The sequence below is a fragment of the Rhodococcus sp. 05-340-2 genome (assembly GCF_002258915.1).
Classification (GTDB): Bacteria; Actinomycetota; Actinomycetes; order Mycobacteriales; family Mycobacteriaceae; genus Rhodococcoides.
The window spans coordinates 581,100-600,542 of sequence record NZ_NOYU01000027.1 but is presented as its reverse complement, the minus strand read 5'-3'; the positions used below and the strand labels follow the sequence as shown (position 1 = coordinate 600,542).

General features: G+C 66.9%; 18 protein-coding genes. 2 read left to right on the top strand and 16 right to left on the bottom strand.

The window, feature by feature from the left end; translation table 11 throughout:
* Window positions 1-2: 2 nt before the first annotated feature.
* The 11 genes from gap to rpe all read right to left on the bottom strand — a co-directional run bounded on the left by gap (window position 3) and on the right by rpe (window position 10,908).
* Window positions 3-1,022, bottom strand: a complete 1,020-nt coding sequence (gene gap / locus CH271_RS17865) for a type I glyceraldehyde-3-phosphate dehydrogenase (RefSeq protein ID WP_037189380.1) — start codon at window positions 1,020-1,022, stop codon at window positions 3-5.
* 120 nt (window positions 1,023-1,142) lie between these two features.
* Window positions 1,143-2,126 carry a DNA-binding protein WhiA gene (whiA, locus tag CH271_RS17860; protein WP_032398005.1) on the bottom strand — a complete coding sequence of 328 codons (984 nt, stop codon included), beginning with the start codon at window positions 2,124-2,126 and terminating at the stop codon, window positions 1,143-1,145.
* Window positions 2,117-3,142: a gluconeogenesis factor YvcK family protein gene (locus CH271_RS17855; RefSeq protein WP_037189381.1), complete on the bottom strand. Its 1,026-nt coding sequence runs from the start codon at window positions 3,140-3,142 to the stop codon at window positions 2,117-2,119. The genes whiA and CH271_RS17855 overlap by 10 nt, the downstream gene beginning before the upstream one ends.
* The gene (gene rapZ, locus CH271_RS17850; RefSeq protein WP_037190045.1) at window positions 3,139-4,005 is read right to left on the bottom strand and encodes an RNase adapter RapZ; all 867 of its coding nucleotides are present in this window, start codon (window positions 4,003-4,005) and stop codon (window positions 3,139-3,141) included. The genes CH271_RS17855 and rapZ overlap by 4 nt, the downstream gene beginning before the upstream one ends.
* Before the next feature lie 83 nt (window positions 4,006-4,088).
* Window positions 4,089-6,179 carry an excinuclease ABC subunit UvrC gene (gene uvrC / locus CH271_RS17845; protein ID WP_037190046.1) on the bottom strand — a complete coding sequence of 697 codons (2,091 nt, stop codon included), beginning with the start codon at window positions 6,177-6,179 and terminating at the stop codon, window positions 4,089-4,091.
* Window positions 6,180-6,250: 71 nt separating this feature from the next.
* A complete protein-coding gene (locus tag CH271_RS17840) occupies window positions 6,251-6,691 on the bottom strand; it encodes a PH domain-containing protein (protein WP_037190047.1) in 441 nt (146 codons plus the stop codon).
* A gap of 29 nt (window positions 6,692-6,720) precedes the next feature.
* Window positions 6,721-7,218 (bottom strand): 6,7-dimethyl-8-ribityllumazine synthase, encoded by a 498-nt coding sequence (ribH, locus tag CH271_RS17835; RefSeq protein ID WP_094634369.1) that lies wholly within the window; start codon window positions 7,216-7,218, stop codon window positions 6,721-6,723.
* The gene (locus CH271_RS17830) at window positions 7,215-8,504 is read right to left on the bottom strand and encodes a bifunctional 3,4-dihydroxy-2-butanone-4-phosphate synthase/GTP cyclohydrolase II (protein ID WP_094634587.1); all 1,290 of its coding nucleotides are present in this window, start codon (window positions 8,502-8,504) and stop codon (window positions 7,215-7,217) included. The genes ribH and CH271_RS17830 overlap by 4 nt, the downstream gene beginning before the upstream one ends.
* Window positions 8,505-8,590: 86 nt before the next feature.
* The gene (locus CH271_RS17825) at window positions 8,591-9,202 is read right to left on the bottom strand and encodes a riboflavin synthase (protein WP_037189383.1); all 612 of its coding nucleotides are present in this window, start codon (window positions 9,200-9,202) and stop codon (window positions 8,591-8,593) included.
* Window positions 9,203-10,234 carry a bifunctional diaminohydroxyphosphoribosylaminopyrimidine deaminase/5-amino-6-(5-phosphoribosylamino)uracil reductase RibD gene (ribD, locus tag CH271_RS17820; protein ID WP_373453572.1) on the bottom strand — a complete coding sequence of 344 codons (1,032 nt, stop codon included), beginning with the start codon at window positions 10,232-10,234 and terminating at the stop codon, window positions 9,203-9,205. It abuts the gene before it with no gap.
* Window positions 10,234-10,908, bottom strand: coding sequence for a ribulose-phosphate 3-epimerase (gene rpe / locus CH271_RS17815; protein WP_094634368.1), 675 nt, complete (start codon window positions 10,906-10,908; stop codon window positions 10,234-10,236). The genes ribD and rpe overlap by 1 nt, the downstream gene beginning before the upstream one ends.
* A gap of 36 nt (window positions 10,909-10,944) precedes the next feature.
* Here rpe and CH271_RS17810 point away from each other — a divergent pair, with 36 nt between their 5' ends.
* Window positions 10,945-11,334 (top strand): MmcQ/YjbR family DNA-binding protein, encoded by a 390-nt coding sequence (locus CH271_RS17810; protein WP_094634367.1) that lies wholly within the window; start codon window positions 10,945-10,947, stop codon window positions 11,332-11,334.
* A gap of 17 nt (window positions 11,335-11,351) precedes the next feature.
* On the opposite strand, the gene CH271_RS17805 is transcribed toward CH271_RS17810, so the two are convergent.
* The 3 genes from CH271_RS17805 to CH271_RS17795 form a co-directional block, all read right to left on the bottom strand.
* On the bottom strand, window positions 11,352-12,821 hold the full coding sequence (locus tag CH271_RS17805) for an RsmB/NOP family class I SAM-dependent RNA methyltransferase (protein WP_094634366.1): 1,470 nt from the start codon (window positions 12,819-12,821) through the stop codon (window positions 11,352-11,354).
* Window positions 12,818-13,741, bottom strand: a complete 924-nt coding sequence (gene fmt / locus CH271_RS17800; protein WP_094634365.1) for a methionyl-tRNA formyltransferase — start codon at window positions 13,739-13,741, stop codon at window positions 12,818-12,820. The genes CH271_RS17805 and fmt overlap by 4 nt, the downstream gene beginning before the upstream one ends.
* Before the next feature lie 87 nt (window positions 13,742-13,828).
* The gene (locus CH271_RS17795; protein WP_373453580.1) at window positions 13,829-14,527 is read right to left on the bottom strand and encodes a PadR family transcriptional regulator; all 699 of its coding nucleotides are present in this window, start codon (window positions 14,525-14,527) and stop codon (window positions 13,829-13,831) included.
* A gap of 322 nt (window positions 14,528-14,849) precedes the next feature.
* On the opposite strand from CH271_RS17795, the gene CH271_RS29505 reads away from it, so the two are divergent.
* Entirely contained in the window at window positions 14,850-16,622 is a 1,773-nt protein-coding gene (locus CH271_RS29505; protein WP_306437409.1) for a diguanylate cyclase domain-containing protein, read from the top strand.
* Here the strand turns inward: CH271_RS29505 and CH271_RS17785 are convergent.
* On the bottom strand, window positions 16,538-17,389 hold the full coding sequence (locus CH271_RS17785; RefSeq protein ID WP_037189389.1) for a cyclase family protein: 852 nt from the start codon (window positions 17,387-17,389) through the stop codon (window positions 16,538-16,540). The genes CH271_RS29505 and CH271_RS17785 overlap by 85 nt on opposite strands.
* Window positions 17,390-17,469: 80 nt before the next feature.
* Window positions 17,470-19,437, bottom strand: a complete 1,968-nt coding sequence (locus CH271_RS17780; protein ID WP_179274688.1) for a primosomal protein N' — start codon at window positions 19,435-19,437, stop codon at window positions 17,470-17,472.
* Between the last annotated feature and the right edge of the window lie 6 nt (window positions 19,438-19,443).

Here is a 19,443-nt window from a genome sequence, read left to right as displayed (position 1 = left end):
TGTCAGAGGGACTTGCCGACGAGACCGATGAGGTCGGCGAGGCGGTTGGAGTAGCCCCACTCGTTGTCGTACCAGGAGACGATCTTGACCTGGTCGTCGATGACCTTCGTCAGCGGCGCATCGAAGATCGACGAGTGCGGGTCGGTGACGATGTCCGAGGACACGATGGGATCGGTGTTGTACTTGAGGATGCCCTTCAGCGGGCCCTCGGCAGCGGCCTTCATCGCAGCGTTGATGTCCTCGGCGGAAGCCGACTTCTTCAGCAGTGCGGTCAGGTCGGTCACCGAGCCGGTGGGGATCGGAACCCGAAGCGCGTAGCCGTCGAGCTTGCCGAGCAGCTGCGGGAGAACCAGGCCGATGGCCTTGGCTGCACCGGTGCCGGTCGGCACGACGTTCAGCGCTGCGGCGCGGGCGCGACGCAGATCGCTGTGCGGGCCGTCCTGCAGGTTCTGATCCTGCGTGTACGCGTGAATCGTGGTCATCAGACCCGAGACGATGCCGAACTCGTCGTCGAGAACCTTGGCGATGGGGCCGAGGCAGTTGGTGGTGCACGACGCGTTGGAGATGATGTTCTGGCTGCCGTCGTACTTGTCGTCGTTGACGCCCATCACGATGGTGATGTCCTCGCCCTTGGCAGGCGCGGAGATGATGACCTTCTTGGCACCGGCGTCGATGTGGCCCTGTGCCTTCGCAGCGTCGGTGAAGATGCCGGTGGACTCGACGACGACGTCGACGCCCAGGTCACCCCACGGAAGTGCGGACGGGCCCTCGCGCAGCGACAGCGCCTTGATCTTCTGGCCACCGACGACGATGGTGTCCTCGCCCTCGAGCGAGACGTCGTGCGGCAAGCGGCCCAGGATCGAGTCGTACTTGAGCAGGTGTGCGAGCGATGCGTTGTCGGTCAGGTCGTTGACAGCAACGATTTCGATGTCGGTGGTACCGAGCGCCTTCTGCGCATCGACAGCCCTGAAGAAGTTACGCCCGATGCGGCCGAAGCCGTTGACGCCTACCCGGATCGTCACTGTTCGCTCCTAAAAGTTGTGAAAACAGATGTCTGATTGTTCCTGCGTGCGGGGTGCCACACGCGGTTCCCACCCTAGTGTGCGCGCAGGCAGAGCGCGCGCATCACACGATCGAGCCGATCACGCCTCGTCGAGCAGTTCGGCGGTGACCGCCGACTCGGTGTCCGGAATTCCGGTTTCCTTCGCCTTGCGGTCGGCCATCGACAGCAGACGTCGGATTCGGCCTGCCACAGCGTCCTTGGTCATCGGTGGGTCGGCCAACTGGCCCAGTTCCTCCAGAGACGCCTGCCGATGCTGGACTCGGAGCGAGCCCGCCGCGGCCAGATGATCCGGCACGTCGTCGCCGAGAATGTGCAGGGCCCGCTCGACACGCGCTGCGGCGGCCACGGCGGCCCTGGCCGAGCGGCGCAGGTTGGCGTCGTCGAAGTTGGCGAGCCGGTTCGCGGTGGCCCTGACCTCGCGTCGCATGCGTCGTTCTTCCCAGATCAACCGGGTGTCCTGTGCGCCCATCCGCGTGAGCAGTGCCCCGATCGCCTCGCCGTCGCGGACGACCACTCGATCCGTGCCGCGGACCTCGCGTGCCTTGGCGGCGACGCCGAGACGTCGAGCGGCTCCGACGAGCGCGAGCGCCGCTTCGGGGCCCGGGCAGCTGATCTCCAGGGCCGACGATCGGCCGGGTTCGGTGAGTGAACCGTGCGCCAGGAATGCCCCACGCCATGCCGCCTCGGAGTCTCCCACCGTGCCGCCGACGACCTGCGCGGGCAAGCCGCGAACCGGGCGGCCGCGCAGGTCCAACAGGCCGGTCTGTCGCGCCAGCGCCTCGCCGTCCTTGGCGACGCGCACCACGTAGCGAGAGGTCTTGCGGAGCCCGCCTGCTCCGAGCATGTGCACGTCGGAGGAGTAGCCGTACAGCTCGAAGATCTCCCGACGGAGCCGTCTCGCAATGGACCCGAGGTCCACCTCGGCCTCGACCACCACCCGGCCCGCCACGATGTGCAGTCCGCCTGCGAATCGCAGCAGTGCGGACACCTCGGCCTTGCGGCAACTGACCTGACTGACGGTGAGCCTGCTCAGCTCGTCCTTGACCTCCGCTGTCATGGCCACGAAGTGATCCCCTCTCTGCGTGCGGCAGTCGGTACGGTGCCGTCGGTGGACGACACGATGGAGCCGAGAGCCGCAGCAAGCTTGCCGTAATGATGTGCGTGGGTGCCGTTTTCGGCAACGTCGACGTAGACGACCTCGGCACCGAGCCGGGCTGCCGCCCGCGCCACGTGCTCGCGGTTGCTGCCTTCCGGGACCGAGGCGGAATCGACCAACACGTAGTCGATTCCCAAATCCGGTGCGTGTTGGGAGAGTACGTGGACATGGCGCTCGGCGGAGAATCCGGTGGTCTCGCCCAGTTCGGGTGCCAGGTTCAACACCAGTACTTTCGGCGCGCTCGTGCGAGCCAGCGCGGCGAGCTGATCCGGCACCAGCACGTGTGGGATGACGCTGGAGAACCACGATCCCGGTCCGAGCACCACGAGGTCGGCCTTCTCGATCGCAGCGAGCGCATCCGCGGAGGCGGGCGGTTCGGGTGGACGCAGTCGGACGCGGCGGACCTTGCCCGGAGTCGTCGCCACTGCCACCTGTCCGCGAATGACACGGCTCACGCGTGGGTCGTCCTCGAGACCGGAGACGTCGGCCTCGATGTCGAGTGCGATCGGCGACATCGGAAGCACTCGTCCTTCGATTCCGAGCATCCGCACCATCTCGTCCAGTGCGGCGATCGGGTCGCCCAGTACCTCGGTCAGGCCGGCGAGGATGAGGTTGCCCACAGAATGTCCGGCCAGAGCGCCCGTGCCACCGAAGCGGTGCTGCAGGACATCGGTCCAGAGTTGCGTTCTCTCGTCCGAGCGTGCCAGCGCGGCCAGTGCCATACGCAGGTCCCCGGGCGGAATGACGCCGAGCTCGGCGCGCAGACGCCCCGAGGATCCCCCGTCGTCGGCGACCGTGACGACGGCGGTGACGTCGTGACCGAGCAACCGGGCCGCCGACAGCGTGGCGTACAGGCCGTGGCCGCCTCCGAGCGCGACGATCTTCGGGCCGGATACCGGTACTTCGGTGTCGAACTCGCTCATTCGCGACCCAGATCCCGATGCAGCACGCGCACCGACACATCGCCCTGATCGGCGAGAATTGCGGCCAGTGCTTCGGTCATCGCGACACTTCGGTGCTTTCCTCCGGTGCAACCAACGGCCACCGTCATGTATCTCTTGCCTTCCCGCACGTATCCCTCGATCGTCAAATTCAGCAGGTGCGTGTATGTCTGCAGGTAGTCGCGTGCCCCGTCCTGCCCCAGCACGTAATCGCGGACGTCCGCGTCCTGGCCGGTGTGTTCGCGCAGCTCGGGGACCCAGTGTGGATTGGGCAGAAAGCGCACGTCGCACACCAGGTCGGCGTCCATCGGCAGGCCGTACTTGAATCCGAACGACTGCACGGTGACGCCGACGCCGGTGGTGTCGGCGTCGCCGAACACCGTCTCGATCTTGCGCCGCAACTGGTGCACCGACAGGGATGTGGTGTCCACGGTCAGATCCGCAGCTGCCTTGACCTGGGCGAGTCGCAGCCGTTCGGCGGTGATGCCCTCGGTCAACGTTCCGTCCTGGCCGTCGTTCTGCAGAGGATGGCTGCGCCGGTTGGACTCGAATCGACGGATCAGCACGGCGTCGGACGCGTCGAGGAAGAGCACTCTGTTGCGTACACCCTTGGAGTCGAGTTCTTTCACGACCCAGCCCAGATCGCCGGTGAACAGGCGGCTTCGAACGTCCATCACCAGTGCCAGGCGCTCGATTCTGGGCTGGGACTCGAGCCCGAGATCGACCATCTTGGAGATGAGCTCCGGCGGCAGGTTGTCGGCGACGTACCAGCCGAGATCCTCGAGAATTTTGGCCGCAGTGCGCAATCCGGCGCCGGACACCCCGGTGACCAACGCCACCTCGATCTCGTCGTGCCGCGACTCCCCCTCGGAGGACTGTTCGAGGTGCTCTTCGGACGGTGGATGTCTCTGTGTCTGGTGTTCGCTCACTACGAAGCCTGTCCCGCCGATTCCACACGCGGTGCGATCGCATGTTCCGCCGTGTTCTCGCCCGATGTCGTTGCAGTTGCGCTGCCATCATCGCCTACATCGGCGTCGTCCGTGTCGGAACCCAGCGCGGCCAGCACCGACTTGGCCGTGGTCTCTCCGATCCCGGGAACCTCGACGATCTCCGCGACCGTCGCACGCTTGAGGTTGGCAACCGAACCGAAGTGTGCCACCAGCGCCGTTCGACGTGACTCGCCGAGTCCGCGGACCGAATCGAGAGCCGACGCCGTCATCCGCCGTGATCGCTTGCTGCGATGGAACGTGATCGCGAACCGGTGCGCTTCGTCGCGAACCCGCTGCAGCAGGTAGAGCGACTCGCTCGTGCGCGGCAGGATGACCGGATCCTCCTCCCCCGGAACCCATACCTCCTCGAGCCGCTTCGCCAGGCCGACCACCGCAACATCGGTCACGCCGAGCTCGTCCAGTACCGCCGCGGCAGCGGCCACCTGAGGGGCACCACCGTCGACGACGAACAGGTTGGGTGGATACGCGAATTTTCGCGGTCGTCCGGTCTGCGGATCCAGCGCCGCTTCGGGGGCCAGATCGCCCCCGGTCCCCTCGGCCGAACCGTCCGCGGAGTGCCGCAGGAATCGGCGACGAGTCACCTCGGCGATACTCGCCACGTCGTCGGAGTGCCCGTCGCCTGCCGCTTCCTTGATCGCGTAGTGGCGGTAGTCGCTCTTGCGGGGCAATCCGTCCTCGAAGACGACGAGCGAGGCGACCACGTCGGTTCCCTGTACGTGGGAGATGTCGATGCACTCGATGCGCAGCGGTGCGGAATCGAGATCGAGCGCCTCCTGGATGCCTTGCAGCGCAGCCGATCTCGACGTGAAGTCGCCTGCGCGTTTGAGTTTGTGCTGCTGCAGGGCCTCCTTGGCGTTGCGTTCGACGGTCTCGGCCAACGCCTTCTTGTCGCCGCGTTGGGGAACACGCAGGGTCACGTTCGAGCCCCGGAGTTCACTGAGCCAGACCTGTACCTCGTCGGCGTTGTCCGGCAGGACCGGAACCAGCACTTCCCTCGGGACTGCATTGGAACCACCGTCGTCGCCGCCCGGTGCCTGTGCGGACAGGGCAGCCTGCTCGCCGTAGAACTGCGTCAGAAACTGTTCGACCAGAGCGGGGAGATCGGCCTCGTCCTGGCGTTCGATCACCTCGCCTGCCTTCTCCACCACCCAGCCGCGTTGCCCTCGTACACGGCCGCCTCGGACGTGGAAGACCTGAACGGCAGCTTCCAGGGCATCGGTCGCGAATGCGACGAGATCGGCGTCGGTGCCGTCGCCGAGCACCACCGCCTGCTTCTCCAATGCTCGACGCAGCGCACCGACGTCGTCTCGCAGACGCGCGGCGGTCTCGAAATCCAGGTCCTCGGATGCAGCCTGCATCTTCTTCTCGAGCTGACGAACCAGCTTGTCCGTCTTTCCGGCCAGGAAGTCGCAGAAATCCTCGACGGTGCGGCGATGCTCGTCGGCACTGACCCGGCCGACGCACGGTGCCGAGCACTTGTCGATGTACCCCAACAGGCAGGGCCTGCCGATCTGATTGTGGCGCTTGAACACTCCGGTCGAGCACGTGCGCGCGGGAAATACTCGCAGCAGGAGATCCAGCGTCTCGCGAATGGCCCACGCGTGCGCGTAGGGGCCGAAATACCGCACGCCCTTGCGTCTGGGTCCGCGGTAGACGAACAACCGCGGGTATTCCTCGTTCATCGTCACCGCGAGCATCGGATAGCTCTTGTCGTCGCGGTAGCGGACGTTGAACCGTGGATCGAATTCCTTGATCCAGTTGTACTCGAGCTGCAGGGCCTCGACTTCGGTGGTCACCACGGTCCACTCCACCGATGCCGCGGTGGTGACCATCTGACGAGTACGTGGATGCAGAGACGCTATGTCTGCGAAGTAGGAATTGAGCCGACTGCGGAGGCTTTTGGCCTTTCCCACGTAGACGACGCGACCGTGCGGATCTCGAAATTTGTACACCCCCGGCTCCACCGGGATGGTTCCGGTGGCCGGGCGGTAGGTAGCGGGGTCGGACACGGCATCCACGTTAGCCGTCGGGTCCGACGTTCTCCGCATCCGCAGCTCAGCTGTGGTGCGAAGGAACGACGTCAGTCCTGATCGACCTGAGCGGGCGCGTATTTGCGTTCGAGGGTGCGGAACTTTCGTACCGCCGACACCGCATGGTCACGATCGTTGGACTGGATGGCCATCACGTTGATGAACTCGTCGTCGGGAATGTCGACCCTGGCCCACATCGCGCCGTCGGGGAAGGACAGACCACGCACCAGATCCCATTCGATGAGACGCTCCGACAACAGGTTCCGTACCGCGACACCTGCAGGCCCGACGCGAATGCGCGGGCGCGTCAGCACGAGCGCCAGGCCTCCCAGAAGAAGTCCGATTCCCGCCATCGCCAGTTGGTCGGCGGTTCTGAAGTACACACCGGTCGGCGACACTCGCAGCAGGACGGCGACGGTGGAGTGCGCCACCACGAGCAGTACCGCCGTCGCGATGGCGTACCGAGCCGATTTGCGCGACTTCACTTCCATGTCCCACTCGGCGGACGGTGCGCTGCCGGTCACGTGAACTCCTGATTCGTCCATGGCTGGCGTAAGTGCTTGAGGGTGAGAGCTGTGTCGATCGCGGCCGCCGTGGCCTGAGCGCCCTTGTCCTCGAACGAACCGGGCAGTCCGGCGCGATCGAGCGCCTGCTGCTCGTCGTTGGTGGTGAGCACGCCGTTGGTGACCGGAGTGCCCTCGTCGAGCGAGACTCGCGTCAGACCGGCTGTCACGGCGTCGCACACGTACTCGAAATGCGGTGTGCCCCCGCGAATGACGACACCGAGAGCAACGACGGCGTCGTGGTTGCGGGCCAGTTCCTGCGCCACGACGGGCAGTTCGATGGCTCCGGCCACACGGATGACCGTGACGTCTGCGATCCCCGCCGACTCGGCCTTGCGGAGTGCACCGTCGAGCAGCGCCTGGGAGATCTTCTGGTGCCACTGGCCGGCGACGATCGCCAGCTTGAGATCACCCGCGCCTGCCAGCTGCAGGGTGGGTTCGCCTTCGCCGCTCATGAGGTGGTTCCGTTTTCCTGGGCGGGAGTGGAGCCTGCGGAATGACCGGTTTCGTACTCGTCGAGCCCGGTGAGGTCGTGGCCCATCCGGTCGCGTTTGGTGCGCAGGTAGGTGAGGTTCTCCGCGTTGGCGCGCAGCGGCATCGGCACCCGCTCGGTGACGTGCAGGCCGTAGCCGTCGAGGCCCACCCGCTTGGCGGGGTTGTTGGTCAGCAGCCGCATCGAGGACACTCCGAGGTCGACGAGGATCTGGGCACCGATCCCGTAGTCGCGGGAGTCGGCGGGGAGTCCGAGCTGCAGGTTGGCGTCGACGGTGTCGGAGCCTGCGTCCTGGAGTTGGTATGCCTGGAGTTTGTGCAGCAGACCGATGCCGCGCCCCTCGTGTCCGCGCATGTACAGCACAATGCCGCGCTCCTCGGCGGCGACCATTTCCAGGGCCGCGTCGAGCTGTGGTCCGCAGTCGCAGCGCAGTGATCCGAACACATCGCCGGTGAGGCATTCGGAGTGCACTCGAACGAGCACGTCGTTGCCGTCTCCGTCGGGGCCAGCGATGTCGCCGCGAACGAGCGCGACGTGTTCGACCTCGTCGTAGATGCTCTGATAGCCGACGGCTCGGAAAGTGCCGTGGCTGGTGGGGATTCGGGCGTCGGCGACGCGGACGACATGCTTCTCGTGCTTGCGGCGCCAGGCGATGAGGTCGGCGATGGAGATGAGGGCCAGGTCGTGTTCGTCGGCGAAGACGCGCAGCTCGTCGGTCTGGGCCATCGCGCCCTCGTCCTTCTGACTGACGATTTCGCAGATGACGCCCGCAGGCCGTAGGTCCGCCATGCGCGCGAGGTCGACGGCAGCCTCGGTGTGGCCGGGGCGACGCAGCACTCCGCCGTCCTTGGCGCGCAGGGGTACGACGTGGCCGGGACGGGTGAAGTCGTTGGCCCCGGTGTCTGGGTCGGCGAGAAGTCGCATCGTGGCCGCACGGTCGGAGGCCGAGATTCCGGTGCCGATGCCCTCGCGGGCGTCGACGGTGACGGTGTAGGCGGTGCCGTGCTTGTCCTGATTGGTGGCGAACATCGGCGGCAGGCCGAGGCGGTCGCAGTCCTCACCGGAGAGCGGAACGCAGAGGTAGCCGGAGGTGTAGCGGACCATGAAGGCGACCAGTTCCGGGGTGGCCTTCTCGGCGGCGAAGATGAGGTCGCCTTCGTTCTCGCGGTCCTCGTCGTCGACGACCACCACTGCTTTGCCCGCAGCGATGTCCGCAACTGCGCGCTCGATACTGTCGAACCTGGTCACCACGGTGTGCTCCATACGTCTCGGGCCTGGCTCAGCGCCCTGGAAATTCTCCGATGCACCATCGACTGCGTGCACGTCAACAGTACTTACTGTGCGTCGATCGTCTGCAGCCGCTCCACGTACTTGGCGATGACGTCGACTTCGAGGTTGACCGGCGATCCGACCTCGGCCGTGCCGAGAGTGGTCAGGTCGAGGGTGGTGGGGATCAGGGAGATCTCGAACCAGTGCGCTCCGTCGTCGACGCCGAGGCCGGAGACGGTGAGCGAGACGCCGTCGACGGTGATCGAGCCCTTCTCGACGACGTACCGCGCAACCGAGGTGGGCAGTGCGATGCGCACGACGGTCCAGTTCTCGGACGGGGACCGGCCGATGATCTTCCCGGTGCCGTCGACATGGCCCTGCACGAGGTGCCCGCCGAGACGGCTGCCGAGCGCGGCTGCACGCTCGAGGTTGACGCGGCTGCCCACGTCGAGAGCACCGAGGCTCGAGCGGTTCAGCGTCTCCTGCATGACGTCGGCGGTGAATCCGCCGTCGGGCAGCACCTCGACGACGGTCAGGCAGACCCCGTTCACCGCGATGGAGTCGCCGTGGCCTGCATCCGAGGTCACCACCGGGCCCCGAACGGTGAACCGCGCGGCGTCGGGCAGTTCGTCCTTGGCGACGATCTCGCCGAGCTCTTCGACAATTCCGGTGAACATCTACTTCGCTCCTTCGGGCACGACGCCGATCAGAATGTCGTTGCCGATCATGGTGGCTGTCTCCGTGCGGAACCGAATTGCGTCGGCAATTGTTCCGATGCCCGCATTCTCCACCGCTGCGGGTCCGCTGCCCAACACCGCCGGTGCGACGTACGCCACGACGCGGTCCACCAGGCCCGCGGCGAGGAATGCTCCGGCCAGCGTCGGACCGCCTTCGATCTGGATGTCGGTGTGCTCGTTCAGGGCGTCGATCACGGCCGCTGGGTCGTGTGTGTCGAGGAACACCGTGGGTGCGTCGGAACCACGGATTGCCGCGGTCGACGGTATCGGCCTCGATCCGACGACGACGCGCACGGGTTGATGGGGCGCAAGGGTCCCGTCGGGACGTCGTGCGGTCAGTCGTGGGTCGTCGGCCAGTACGGTGCCGGTCCCGACGACGATGGCGTCGAGCTTGGCGCGCTCGGCGTGGACGTGCGCCCGGGCCTGGGGTCCGGTGATCCACTGGCTCGTGCCGTCCGCGGCGGCGCTACGTCCGTCGAGGGTGGCAGCGTACTTCCAGGTCACGTGCGGTCGCCCGGTGCGTTGCTTGTGCAACCAGGCTCGCAGTGGCCCCTGCCGCACCTCGGTCTCGCCCATCCCCTGTTCGACGCGAACGCCGGCCGCACGTAGGGCCGTTCCGCCGCCCGACGCGAGCGGATTCGGATCGGCGACGGCATGCACCACCGCGACGATGCCCGCGTCGATCAGGGCCTGTGAGCACGGACCGGTGCGGCCCGTGTGATTGCAGGGTTCGAGAGTCACCACCGCGGTGCCGCCGCGAGCTCGGTCACCGGCCTCGGCCAGCGCGACGATCTCGGCGTGCGGACCGCCGGGCGGACGTGTCGAGCCGATGCCGACGACGACGCCACCGGCGTCGAGAATCACCGCGCCGACGGCAGGGTTGGGACTGCTGATCCCCCGGGCGGACTCGGATGCCTCGACGGCGAGGGCCATGGCGTCCGCGATGGACATTGCTGCGCCCTGGCCGTTCATTACGACAGGTGGTGTGAAGCGCGGGCAGCTCGGTCGCGCAGGTCGCGCACGGCGGCTGCGGGGTCGGCGGTGTTGTAGACGGCCGATCCGGCCACGAAACAGTCGATTCCGGCCTCTGCGGCCTGCTCGATCGTGTCGGAGTTGATGCCGCCGTCGATCTCCACCACAAGTCTGAGGTCACCGGAATCGACGAGTGCCCGAACGGCTTTCGCCTTGGACAGCACCTCGGGCATGAACGACTGTCCGCCGAAGCCCGGTTCGACGCTCATCACCAGTAACGTGTCGAAGTCGCGCAGGATCTCGAGGTACGGCTCGATCGGTGTTCCCGGTTTGACGGACAGGCCTGCTTTGGCTCCCGCTGCCCGGATGTCGCGTGCGACCGCGGACGGGTCGTCGGTCGCCTCGGCGTGGAAGGTGACGTTGTACGCGCCTGCCTCGGCGTACGGCGGGGCCCAGCGGGCCGGGTCCTCGATCATCAGGTGGCAGTCGAGGGGGATGTTGGTCGCCTTCAGCAGACTCTCCACGACCGGAAGCCCCAGCGTGAGGTTGGGTACGAAGTGCGCGTCCATGACGTCGACGTGCAGCCAGTCGGCTCCGGACACGGCATCGGCTTCGGCAGCCAGACGCGCGAAGTCTGCGGACAGGATCGAGGGGGCAATCATCGGGGAAACCACGATTGACGAGCCTAGCCGAGCCGGTATCGTTCGCCCATGACCACCATGGATTCCGTGACGGCGGTGATCGCCGAGCTTCCCGAGGTCACCGAGAGTGTCCGGTACGGCCACCCGGCGTGGTCGGTGGGCAAGAACGTGTTCGCGTGGGTCCGCCCGTTCAGCAAAGCCGATCTGAAGCGGTTCGGCAGCGAGATTCCGCCCAGCGGGCCGATCCTCGCCGTCCGCACCGCCGACCTCCACGAGAAGGAAGCTATCCTGGCCGCACACCCGCGGGCGTGCTTCACCATCTCGCATTTCGACGGGTTCGCAGCCGTTCTGGTGGATCTCGACAACACCGACGACGACGAACTACGGGAACTGCTGATCGACGGGTGGCTCGTCTACGCCCCGAAACCCGTGGCCGAGACGTTCCTGGCCGGCAGCTGATTCTGCCGCCTTCGAAGTCACATCGGTTTACGTAGCGCCGCCATGAACATCGCGTCCGTACCGTGCCGGTGCGGCCACAGTTGCACGGACGTACCGTCGCCGAGTTGCGGCACTCCTGGCACGAGCTCGCGGGTGTCGAGCTGCTCGACGCCGTAGCGGCGAACCGCGTCGGCGACGACGGCGGTGGTTTCGGACAAATGCGGAGAACACGTCGAATACAGCACCACTCCGCCCGGGCGTACCAGGTCGATCGCCGCTGCCAGCAGTTCTTTCTGCAGTGTCACCAATGCCGCCACATCGGAGGGTCGACGACGCCACCGGGCCTCGGGCCTGCGGCGCAGGGCACCGAGCCCGGTGCACGGCGCATCGACGAGCACTCGGTCGTAGCCGCGGTCGAGTCCGGACGTTCGACCGTCGACGGTGTGCACCGTCACCGGAAGGTCCTTGGTCGTCTTGGACACCAGATCGGCTCGGTGCGGTGTCGGTTCGACGGCGTCGACCGTGGCTCCGTCGATTTCGGCGATGGCCCCGAGCAGGGCAGCTTTACCGCCCGGTCCGGCGCACAGGTCCAGCCACCGGCCCCCGTCCTCGCCGACGAGTGGCGCGAGGGTGAGCGCCCGGCCGACGAGTTGACTGCCCTCGTCCTGCACTCCGGCGAGGCCGTCGCGGACGGCGTCGATCTTGCCGGGATCTCCGCCGTCGAGGTGCACGGCGTACGGCGAGTAGGGACCTTCTTCTCCCCCGGTGATCAGCGCCAGTTCTTCGGCGGAGATCTCGCCGGGCCGGGCCACCAGGTGTACCGAGGGACGCGCGTCGTCGGCCTCGAGGACGGCGGCGAGTTCACCGGCGTCCGCACCGAGTGCGTCGGCGAAGGCCTGCGCGATCCACTTGGGGTGGGCGTACTCGAACGCGAGGTGGCCGACGGGATCGACCGCCGCCTCCGGTGCGAGCTCGTCCACCCACTGCTCGGCCGTACGCTCGGACACGCGCCGCAGCACCGCGTTGACGAAACCTGCCTTGCCGGTACCGAATTCGGACCGAGCCAGGTCCACCGACGTGGCGACGGCCGCGTGGGGTGCCACCCGGGTGCGGAGCAGTTGGTAGGAGCCGAGCCGCAGAATGTCGAGCAGCGGCCCGTCGATCTCGGCGGCGGGCCGACCGGCGGCATGGGCGATCACCGCGTCGAGCACGCCACGCGCTCGGGACGCACCGTAGGCGAGTTCGGTGGCCAGCGCGGCGTCGCGCGAATCCAACTTGCGCTCGCGCAGCAGTCCGGGGAGCACCAGGTTGGCGTAAGCATCCCGTTCACGCACCGCCTTGAGGACGTCCCGGGCGGCACGTCGGGCCGGGTCGATCGCGTCGACGGCACGGGGTCCTGCACCCTGCGGGGGTCGGTTTCCCTTCGGACCGCGCGCACCGGGCGACTTCTTGGTGGTCTTTCGGGCTGGACTCGACTCGCGCTTTCGAGGCCTGTCGGGTTCTGTCATCGCGCTACCGCCGTATCGTCCAGCCGAGCGCCTCGCGCCCAGTCGAGTGCTTTCATGAGCTTCTTGCCCTGCGGTTGAACATCGCCGAGAACGACTGCGGTCGTGCCTGTTCCGATGTGCACGCCGGACTTGCGCACCGCTATCTCGCCCGGGGCCAACGTGTCCTCGGAGCGCGTCGTCGGGGCTATCTTGACGCGGAGTTCACCGATCGTCGTCCATGCGCCCGGTGCGGGGGTGACCGATCTGATGTGCCGGTCGACGAAAGCTGCAGATCGAGTCCAGTCGATGCGGGCGGCGTCGACGCTCACCTTGCTCGCGTAGGAGATTCCGTCCTCGGGCTGCGGGTGCGCGGATGCCGTCCCGTCCTCGATTGCGTCGAGGGTGGCAGCGAGTAGGTTTGCTCCACTCGATGCCAGTCGGGCGAGCAGGTCCCCTGTCGTATCGGTTGCGCGTACCCGCTCGGTGACGACGCCCAATACCGGCCCGGTGTCCATTCCTGCGTCGAGCAGGAAGGTGGAGGCACCGGTGATCTCGTCACCTGCGGCGATGGCCGCCTGCACCGGTGCGGCACCTCGCCAGGCGGGCAGCAGCGAGAAGTGCAGGTTGATCCAGCCGAAGCGAGGGATATCGAGTACCGGCTGCGGCAGCAGTGCACCGTATGCGACGACCGGACACACGTCGGGTGCGAGTTCGGTGAGCTGTGAGACGAAATCCGGATCCGAGGGCTTCGCGGGTGTGAACACCGGGATTCCGTGCTCGTCGGCCAGCTGCCCGACCGGTGACCGCATCGTCTTGCGACCCCTGCCTGCAGCGGCGTCGGGCCGGGTCACCACCGCGATCACCTCGTGGCGTTCGGACTCCAGCAGTCGCCGCAGCGACGGGACTGCAGGCTCCGGTGTACCGGCAAAGACGACGCGCACTCGAGCAACTCCCTGGGATGGACGAAAGGATCTCGGGTGTTCATCCTAGGGAGTCGCGAGCGCTGCGGACGATTCCGCACCTGTCGATCACGTCGCGTCGGGGGCGTCGACCGTGTCGTCGGGATCTCGATCGGCCGGACCGTCGTCGGCGAGGATCCGATACAGCGACCTGCGTGCCTCGGTGAGAATCTCGGCTGCCTGTTCCACCTGTTTCGGTGTGCCGACTCCGGCTACCTGACCGGCGGCGCCCATCAATTGACCGATGAGCGCCCGAAGATCCCTGGCGTCGACACCGACGGACTCGGCCACGTCGTCCCATGGGCTGCCCAGGTCGACTCGATGATTCTCCGTGTGTGTTCGCCCCTCGTCGGTCAACGCAGCCGTCTTTCGACCGGCCACCTTGTCGATGAGGACCAGACCCTCGTCTTCGAGTTGCGACAGGGCCGGATAGATGGAGCCCGGGCTCGGCTTCCAGGTGCCGTTGCTCTTCTCGGCGATCTGCTGGATCAGTTCGTATCCGTGCATCGGACGTTCCTCGAGCAAGAGGAGGATTGCAGCACGCACGTCCCCGCGTCGCCCTCGCCCTCCCCGACCCCGGCCTCGACCGAAATCAGCATTGGGTCCGAAACCGCCGGGCCCGAAGCCGGGGCGCATGCCCTCTCGTCCTCGTCCGAACGGGCCACCGGCATGCCGACTGCGTTCGCTGTGCCCTCTCTTTCCGCGGCCTCGCTCTCGCGGACCCTGATCGTCCGACGGGCCGCGATCGTCACTCTGCGCGACCCACATCTCGAACGGTGCTCCTCGCATGTGTCGACGTGCGCCTGCGCGACGTCCGAATTCGTGTGCGAAGCCTTCGAATGCGTAGTTCATGTCGTACTCCTTCGTATCGATTGACAAGTCGACGATATATCGGCAATAGATCTTTGGCAAGGCCCAGAGGCAACCTCCGAGTTTCCGCATCCGAGGAACGCGTCGTGGATCGCTCTCGCTCGTTAGAATGGCGCGGTCGGTACGAGCTCTCGTGGACCGCACCGGAATCCAGCGGCCGGCTCGACAGCGCCCGCTCACGAACGAGGGGGGCCGTGTGGCCGGATCGACGAGGCGACGCGTGACCGTCGTTCTCGGCTGCGTCCTCGCCATCGTCCTGCTCGCCGGCTCCAACGTTCTCGGCCAGCGAATCTCCGTGCTGATCGACGACGTCGCACAGCTCGCGGGTGGGATCACCGCGACGATCGTGTGTTGGCGTACCGCGCCCACGAGGACGGGCTCCGAACGGCAGTGGCGCGTTCTGATGGCCGCAGGAATGGCGTGCTGGAGTGCAGGCATGGCGGTCTGGGCCTTCTATCGATCCGCTCTCGACATGCCGCTGCCGACCGCATCGATCGCCGACGTCGGGTTCTTTCTCTTCCCGATCTTCGCCGTGCCCGCGTTGCTCGCCTTCGTCGGTCTGTCGCCCCGACGAGCTGCCGCAGGTGCACGCCATGTCTGGGTGATGTCGTTGCTCGACGGGGCCGTCGTCGTCGGGTCCCTGTTCGTTCTCTCCTGGGCCACCGTGCTCGGTGCAGTCGTGCACTCGTCGAAATCCGAATCGATCGAGTTCCTCGTGGCGATCATGTATCCCATCACCGACCTGGTTCTCGTGGCCATGATCGTGCTTCTCGCCGTGATCCCGAAGATCGCGGCGCGATACCGAACGCAGCTCACCCTGCTCGGTGCCGGCATCCTGATGATGGCGGTATCCGACAGCATCTACGCGTACCTCGTCGCCACCGGCGCGGACTTCATGCCGGTTCTGACCGACGGCGGGTTCATCGCCGGCACTGCGCTCATCGCTCTCGCGGCCGCCTCCCCGCGGACCGTCGACGAAACCCCGTCGCCGCTCGGCTCGTCGTCACACGGATCGTCGCGGTACGGATCGTCGCGGTACGGATCGTCTCTGTACGGATCGGAGCCCACCGCAGGGGCGTGTACCGAGACCGTCACCGGTGAGAGAACGCAGCTGCTGTTGCCGTACGGGCTCATGGGTGCGATAGGGATCGTGTTGGCGATACTGCGTGTGCAGACCGGGAACCTGGATTCGACCGTCATCGTCCTCGGGGTTGCAGTGGTGCTGCTCTCCCTCGTTCGCCAGGTGATCACCCTGGTTCAGAACGACAATCTGCTTCGGAGCCTGACTCGGGCACAGGCCGAGCTGACGTACCGCGCGCACCACGACGGACTGACCGGACTGCTCAACCGGTCGTCGTTCGACGAACACCTTCGAGCGGCGGTGAACGACGCCCGAGCGGGCCGAGGCCGCGCCGTCCTACTGCTGATCGACCTCGACGACTTCAAGAGCGTCAACGACAGATTCGGCCACGGCGGCGGTGATCGATTACTGGTCGAACTTGCACGCCGCCTCGACCGATGCGTGGTCGACGGTGTGGTGGCGCGCTTCGGCGGTGACGAATTCACCGCCCTGGTGTACGCCGACCTCGATGCCGGTCGCGCGACGGCTGTCCGCATCGCCGACGCGATGCGGACAGCCCACGAGATCGACGGCCATTCGGTGTCGGTCGGCGTGTGCGTGGGCGTGGTACAGATCGGTCGACTCGACCGCACACCCCACGACTCCACGACCGTGGCCGGATCCGACACCGGCACCGACACCGCCGACGTCGACGTCGACGTCGACGAGGAGGACGAGTTGATGCGGCTGGCCGATCGCGCGATGTACAAGGCCAAACGCGAGGGCAAGGCCGGAATCTACGCCTACGACACCGCGGGCACACTCAGCGCGGTGCCGAGCGGCTCCGATCACGCGACTCGTGGGACCAAACCGAAAATGGTTGCAGGCGAGCCGGATCCGGCTCGGTTGATCGGACCACCGACCAGAACGTAGGCGCCGGTGGTCGGAATCGACTCCAGATTGGTCAGGTTCTCCAGGCTTATCCGACGCCGGTCGTAGAGCTTGACGGACACCGGATAGGTGTCGTCGTTGCCCAGATCGGGCCCGAAGGTGTCGGTGCCGAGGGCACCTCTGTCGGCGAGCCTGCCCGTGTCGATCAACCACTGCGCGGCCTCCGCGGAGAACCCGGGTTGGTGCGTCACCCCGTCCGCGTCCGCGTTGGCGTACGCATCGGTCCCCCACCGTGACTCCCAGCCGGTCCACAGAACGACAGCCGCCCCTGGCGGAATGGCTCCGTTGACTGCTTCCCAGTTCTGCAGGTCTGCCACGGTCACGGCGTAGTCGGCGTCGGCCGCTGCCCGATCACGGATGTCGATCTTCACCGCAGGCAGAAACAGATCCTCCGGATCGAGCTGGTCGGCGGTCAGCCCACCTTCCTGGAAGTGCGCAGGCGCTCCCCAGTGCGTGCCGGTGTGCTCGCCCTCCTTGACGTACTGGAGGTAGAAGCCGTCGTCCGCGACGGTGAACGCCGTCTCGAGCGAGAATTCGGGATCGCCGGGAAAGATCGGGGTGAGCGCCGGATCGTTGATGTGCGAGAGCGACACGATCCGAAGCAGTCGGTCCAACGGAACGGCCGGTATCGGTGGCTGCGCCGAGCCGGTACCGGGCAGGGCGTCGGCGGTGGTGGGCGACACCAGACGGGCCCCGATCACCACTGCCAAACCTGTTGTCACACGGCGAAAAAGCTGTCTTCTCTTCATGTCCCCCGACCCATCTCTCGTCGGCGCCCCGTGCACCGCCCCGAGGCAACCCTAGGCCACGGCGAGCCCCGACGGCAGTGTCAACCGATTCGAATCGGGTCTATCTGAACCCGCACTCCCGCACCGAGTTTCTTGGCGCTACGAGACGCCTGCGCGGTGGCCAGCGCTCGCGCCAACGCCGCCCCTGTGCTCCGCGGCACGCGTATCAACAGCCGCTGCACATCACCGGGAAGTACGTCCTCACCGCTGCCCGCAGGTGCCCGTTGGCCGTCCGGCAGATCGACGGGTCCGAGTATTTCCACTGCCTCGGGCAGATCTGCGCTCTCCACCAACGCAGTGATCGCATCGGTGGTTCCGTCGATCGCCGCGACGTGCACGGCGGGCGGGAACCGTACCTCGACTCGCTCGTCCAACTGACTTCTGGCGTGCCACAGCGGATCCCAGCGAACCAGCGCCTGCACTGTGGGTATCTCGGATTCGGCGACGACGACCACGCGGCCACCTGCCGCACCCGGCCGAACCAAGGCGGCGGCCGTCATCCACCGACGCAGTGTCTCCTCTGCCGCGCGCAGGTCTGCCCGGCCGAGCAGCGCCCAACCGTCCAGCAAGAGGGCAGCGCCGTACCCACCGTCGACCGTCGGTTCCGCACCGACGGTGGACACGACGAGACCGGCACCCGGCTGGACGGCGTCGAGCACGGCGGCACCTCCCGAGTTGTGTACCGGTACGCCGGGAAATGCCCGTCCGAGTTCCTCGGCGGTGCGGCCCGCTCCGATCACGACCGCACGCAGGTTGCGTGATCCGCATACCGTGCACCGATGCGCGGTGTCGGCGATTCCACACCACGAGCACGTCGGACTGCCCGCTCCGTCGCTACCCGGGGCGGAGGGCAGTGCCAGCGGCCCGTTGCACCGGCGACACCGAGCCGGGTGCCGACACTTGGCACACGCCAGTGACGGTACGTATCCGCCGCGCGGAACTTGAACCAGCACAGGCGAATCGGCCTTCAGTGCGGCTCGCGCCGCCTCGAACGCGATCGCGGGCAACCGGGCGACACGGGCTGCCGGATCCCGCGCGAGCGCATGGTCCGAGTCCGCCAAGGCCACCACATGGGGTTGACGCTCACGGACCAGCTCACGGGAGGCCACCAGGTCGTGTGCCCAACCGGAATCCACGAGAGCTTCCGCCTCCGCCGTCCGTGAATGTCCTCCGATCACCACTGCTGCCCCTGACACGTGCGCCCGAAGCAACGCCACTTCTCTGGCGTGCGGATACGGTGATCTGGGCTCGGCGAAACTGTCGTCACCGTCGTCCCAGATGGCAATCATGCCGAGAGTGGACACCGGAGCGAACACGGCGCTGCGTGTCCCCACCACGACGACCGGGCCAGATCGCAGACCACGCAACCATTGCCGGTACCGCTTCGCCGGGCCCAGTCCGGCCGACAGCGCCACCACCCGGTCGGCACCGAGCAGGGCCACACAGGCCGTCTCCAGTCGATCGAGGTCTCGCTGATCGGGTACCACCACCACCGCGGAACGACCGCCTGCCACGGTCACGGCGGCGGCCTCCGCCAACCGCACCGGCCAGCGCTCACCGGGCAACGCCTGCCATACCGCTCGCGGTACGCGTCCCGATGCCAACGCATCGAGGAAGTTCGAGCCGTGGGTGTAGGCCGACCAGGCTGCTCGGTCGATGTCGGGCTCGGCGGGCGGCTCGACGACAGGTGTCTGTTCCGCCTCGACTCGGGCATGGCGAGCCGGGATCGCCAGACGCAGCACATCCGCTCTGGTCCCGGCATACCGATCGGCCACCGCCTCGGCCAGTTCCGCGATCTCCGGGGTCAGAACTCGCTCCGCCGACACCACCCGATCGAGCCAGCCGAGCTTGCCGGAGTGTTCGGTCTCTGCCAGTCTCGCCAGCACGAAACCGTCGACCAATCGTCCTGCGAACCGCACCCGAACTCGGACACCGGGCTGAGCATCACTGCTCACCTCCTCGGGAACGAGGTAGTCGAACTCGCGGTCGAGATGCGGCAGCGGCAACATCGGGAG

Coding starts and splice junctions, on each gene's coding strand:
- CH271_RS17795 (WP_373453580.1), bottom strand. CDS start 14,527: ATGTGGGTCGCGCAGAGTGACGATCGCGGCCCGTCGGACGATCAGGGT.
- CH271_RS17840 (WP_037190047.1), bottom strand. CDS start 6,691: ATGGAAGTGAAGTCGCGCAAATCGGCTCGGTACGCCATCGCGACGGCG.
- ribD (WP_373453572.1), bottom strand. CDS start 10,234: ATGAACGGCCAGGGCGCAGCAATGTCCATCGCGGACGCCATGGCCCTC.
- CH271_RS17810 (WP_094634367.1), top strand. CDS start 10,945: ATGACCACCATGGATTCCGTGACGGCGGTGATCGCCGAGCTTCCCGAG.
- CH271_RS17805 (WP_094634366.1), bottom strand. CDS start 12,821: ATGACAGAACCCGACAGGCCTCGAAAGCGCGAGTCGAGTCCAGCCCGA.
- CH271_RS17780 (WP_179274688.1), bottom strand. CDS start 19,437: ATGTTGCCGCTGCCGCATCTCGACCGCGAGTTCGACTACCTCGTTCCC.
- CH271_RS17785 (WP_037189389.1), bottom strand. CDS start 17,389: ATGAAGAGAAGACAGCTTTTTCGCCGTGTGACAACAGGTTTGGCAGTG.
- CH271_RS17855 (WP_037189381.1), bottom strand. CDS start 3,142: ATGAGCGAGTTCGACACCGAAGTACCGGTATCCGGCCCGAAGATCGTC.
- CH271_RS17825 (WP_037189383.1), bottom strand. CDS start 9,202: ATGTTCACCGGAATTGTCGAAGAGCTCGGCGAGATCGTCGCCAAGGAC.
- ribH (WP_094634369.1), bottom strand. CDS start 7,218: ATGAGCGGCGAAGGCGAACCCACCCTGCAGCTGGCAGGCGCGGGTGAT.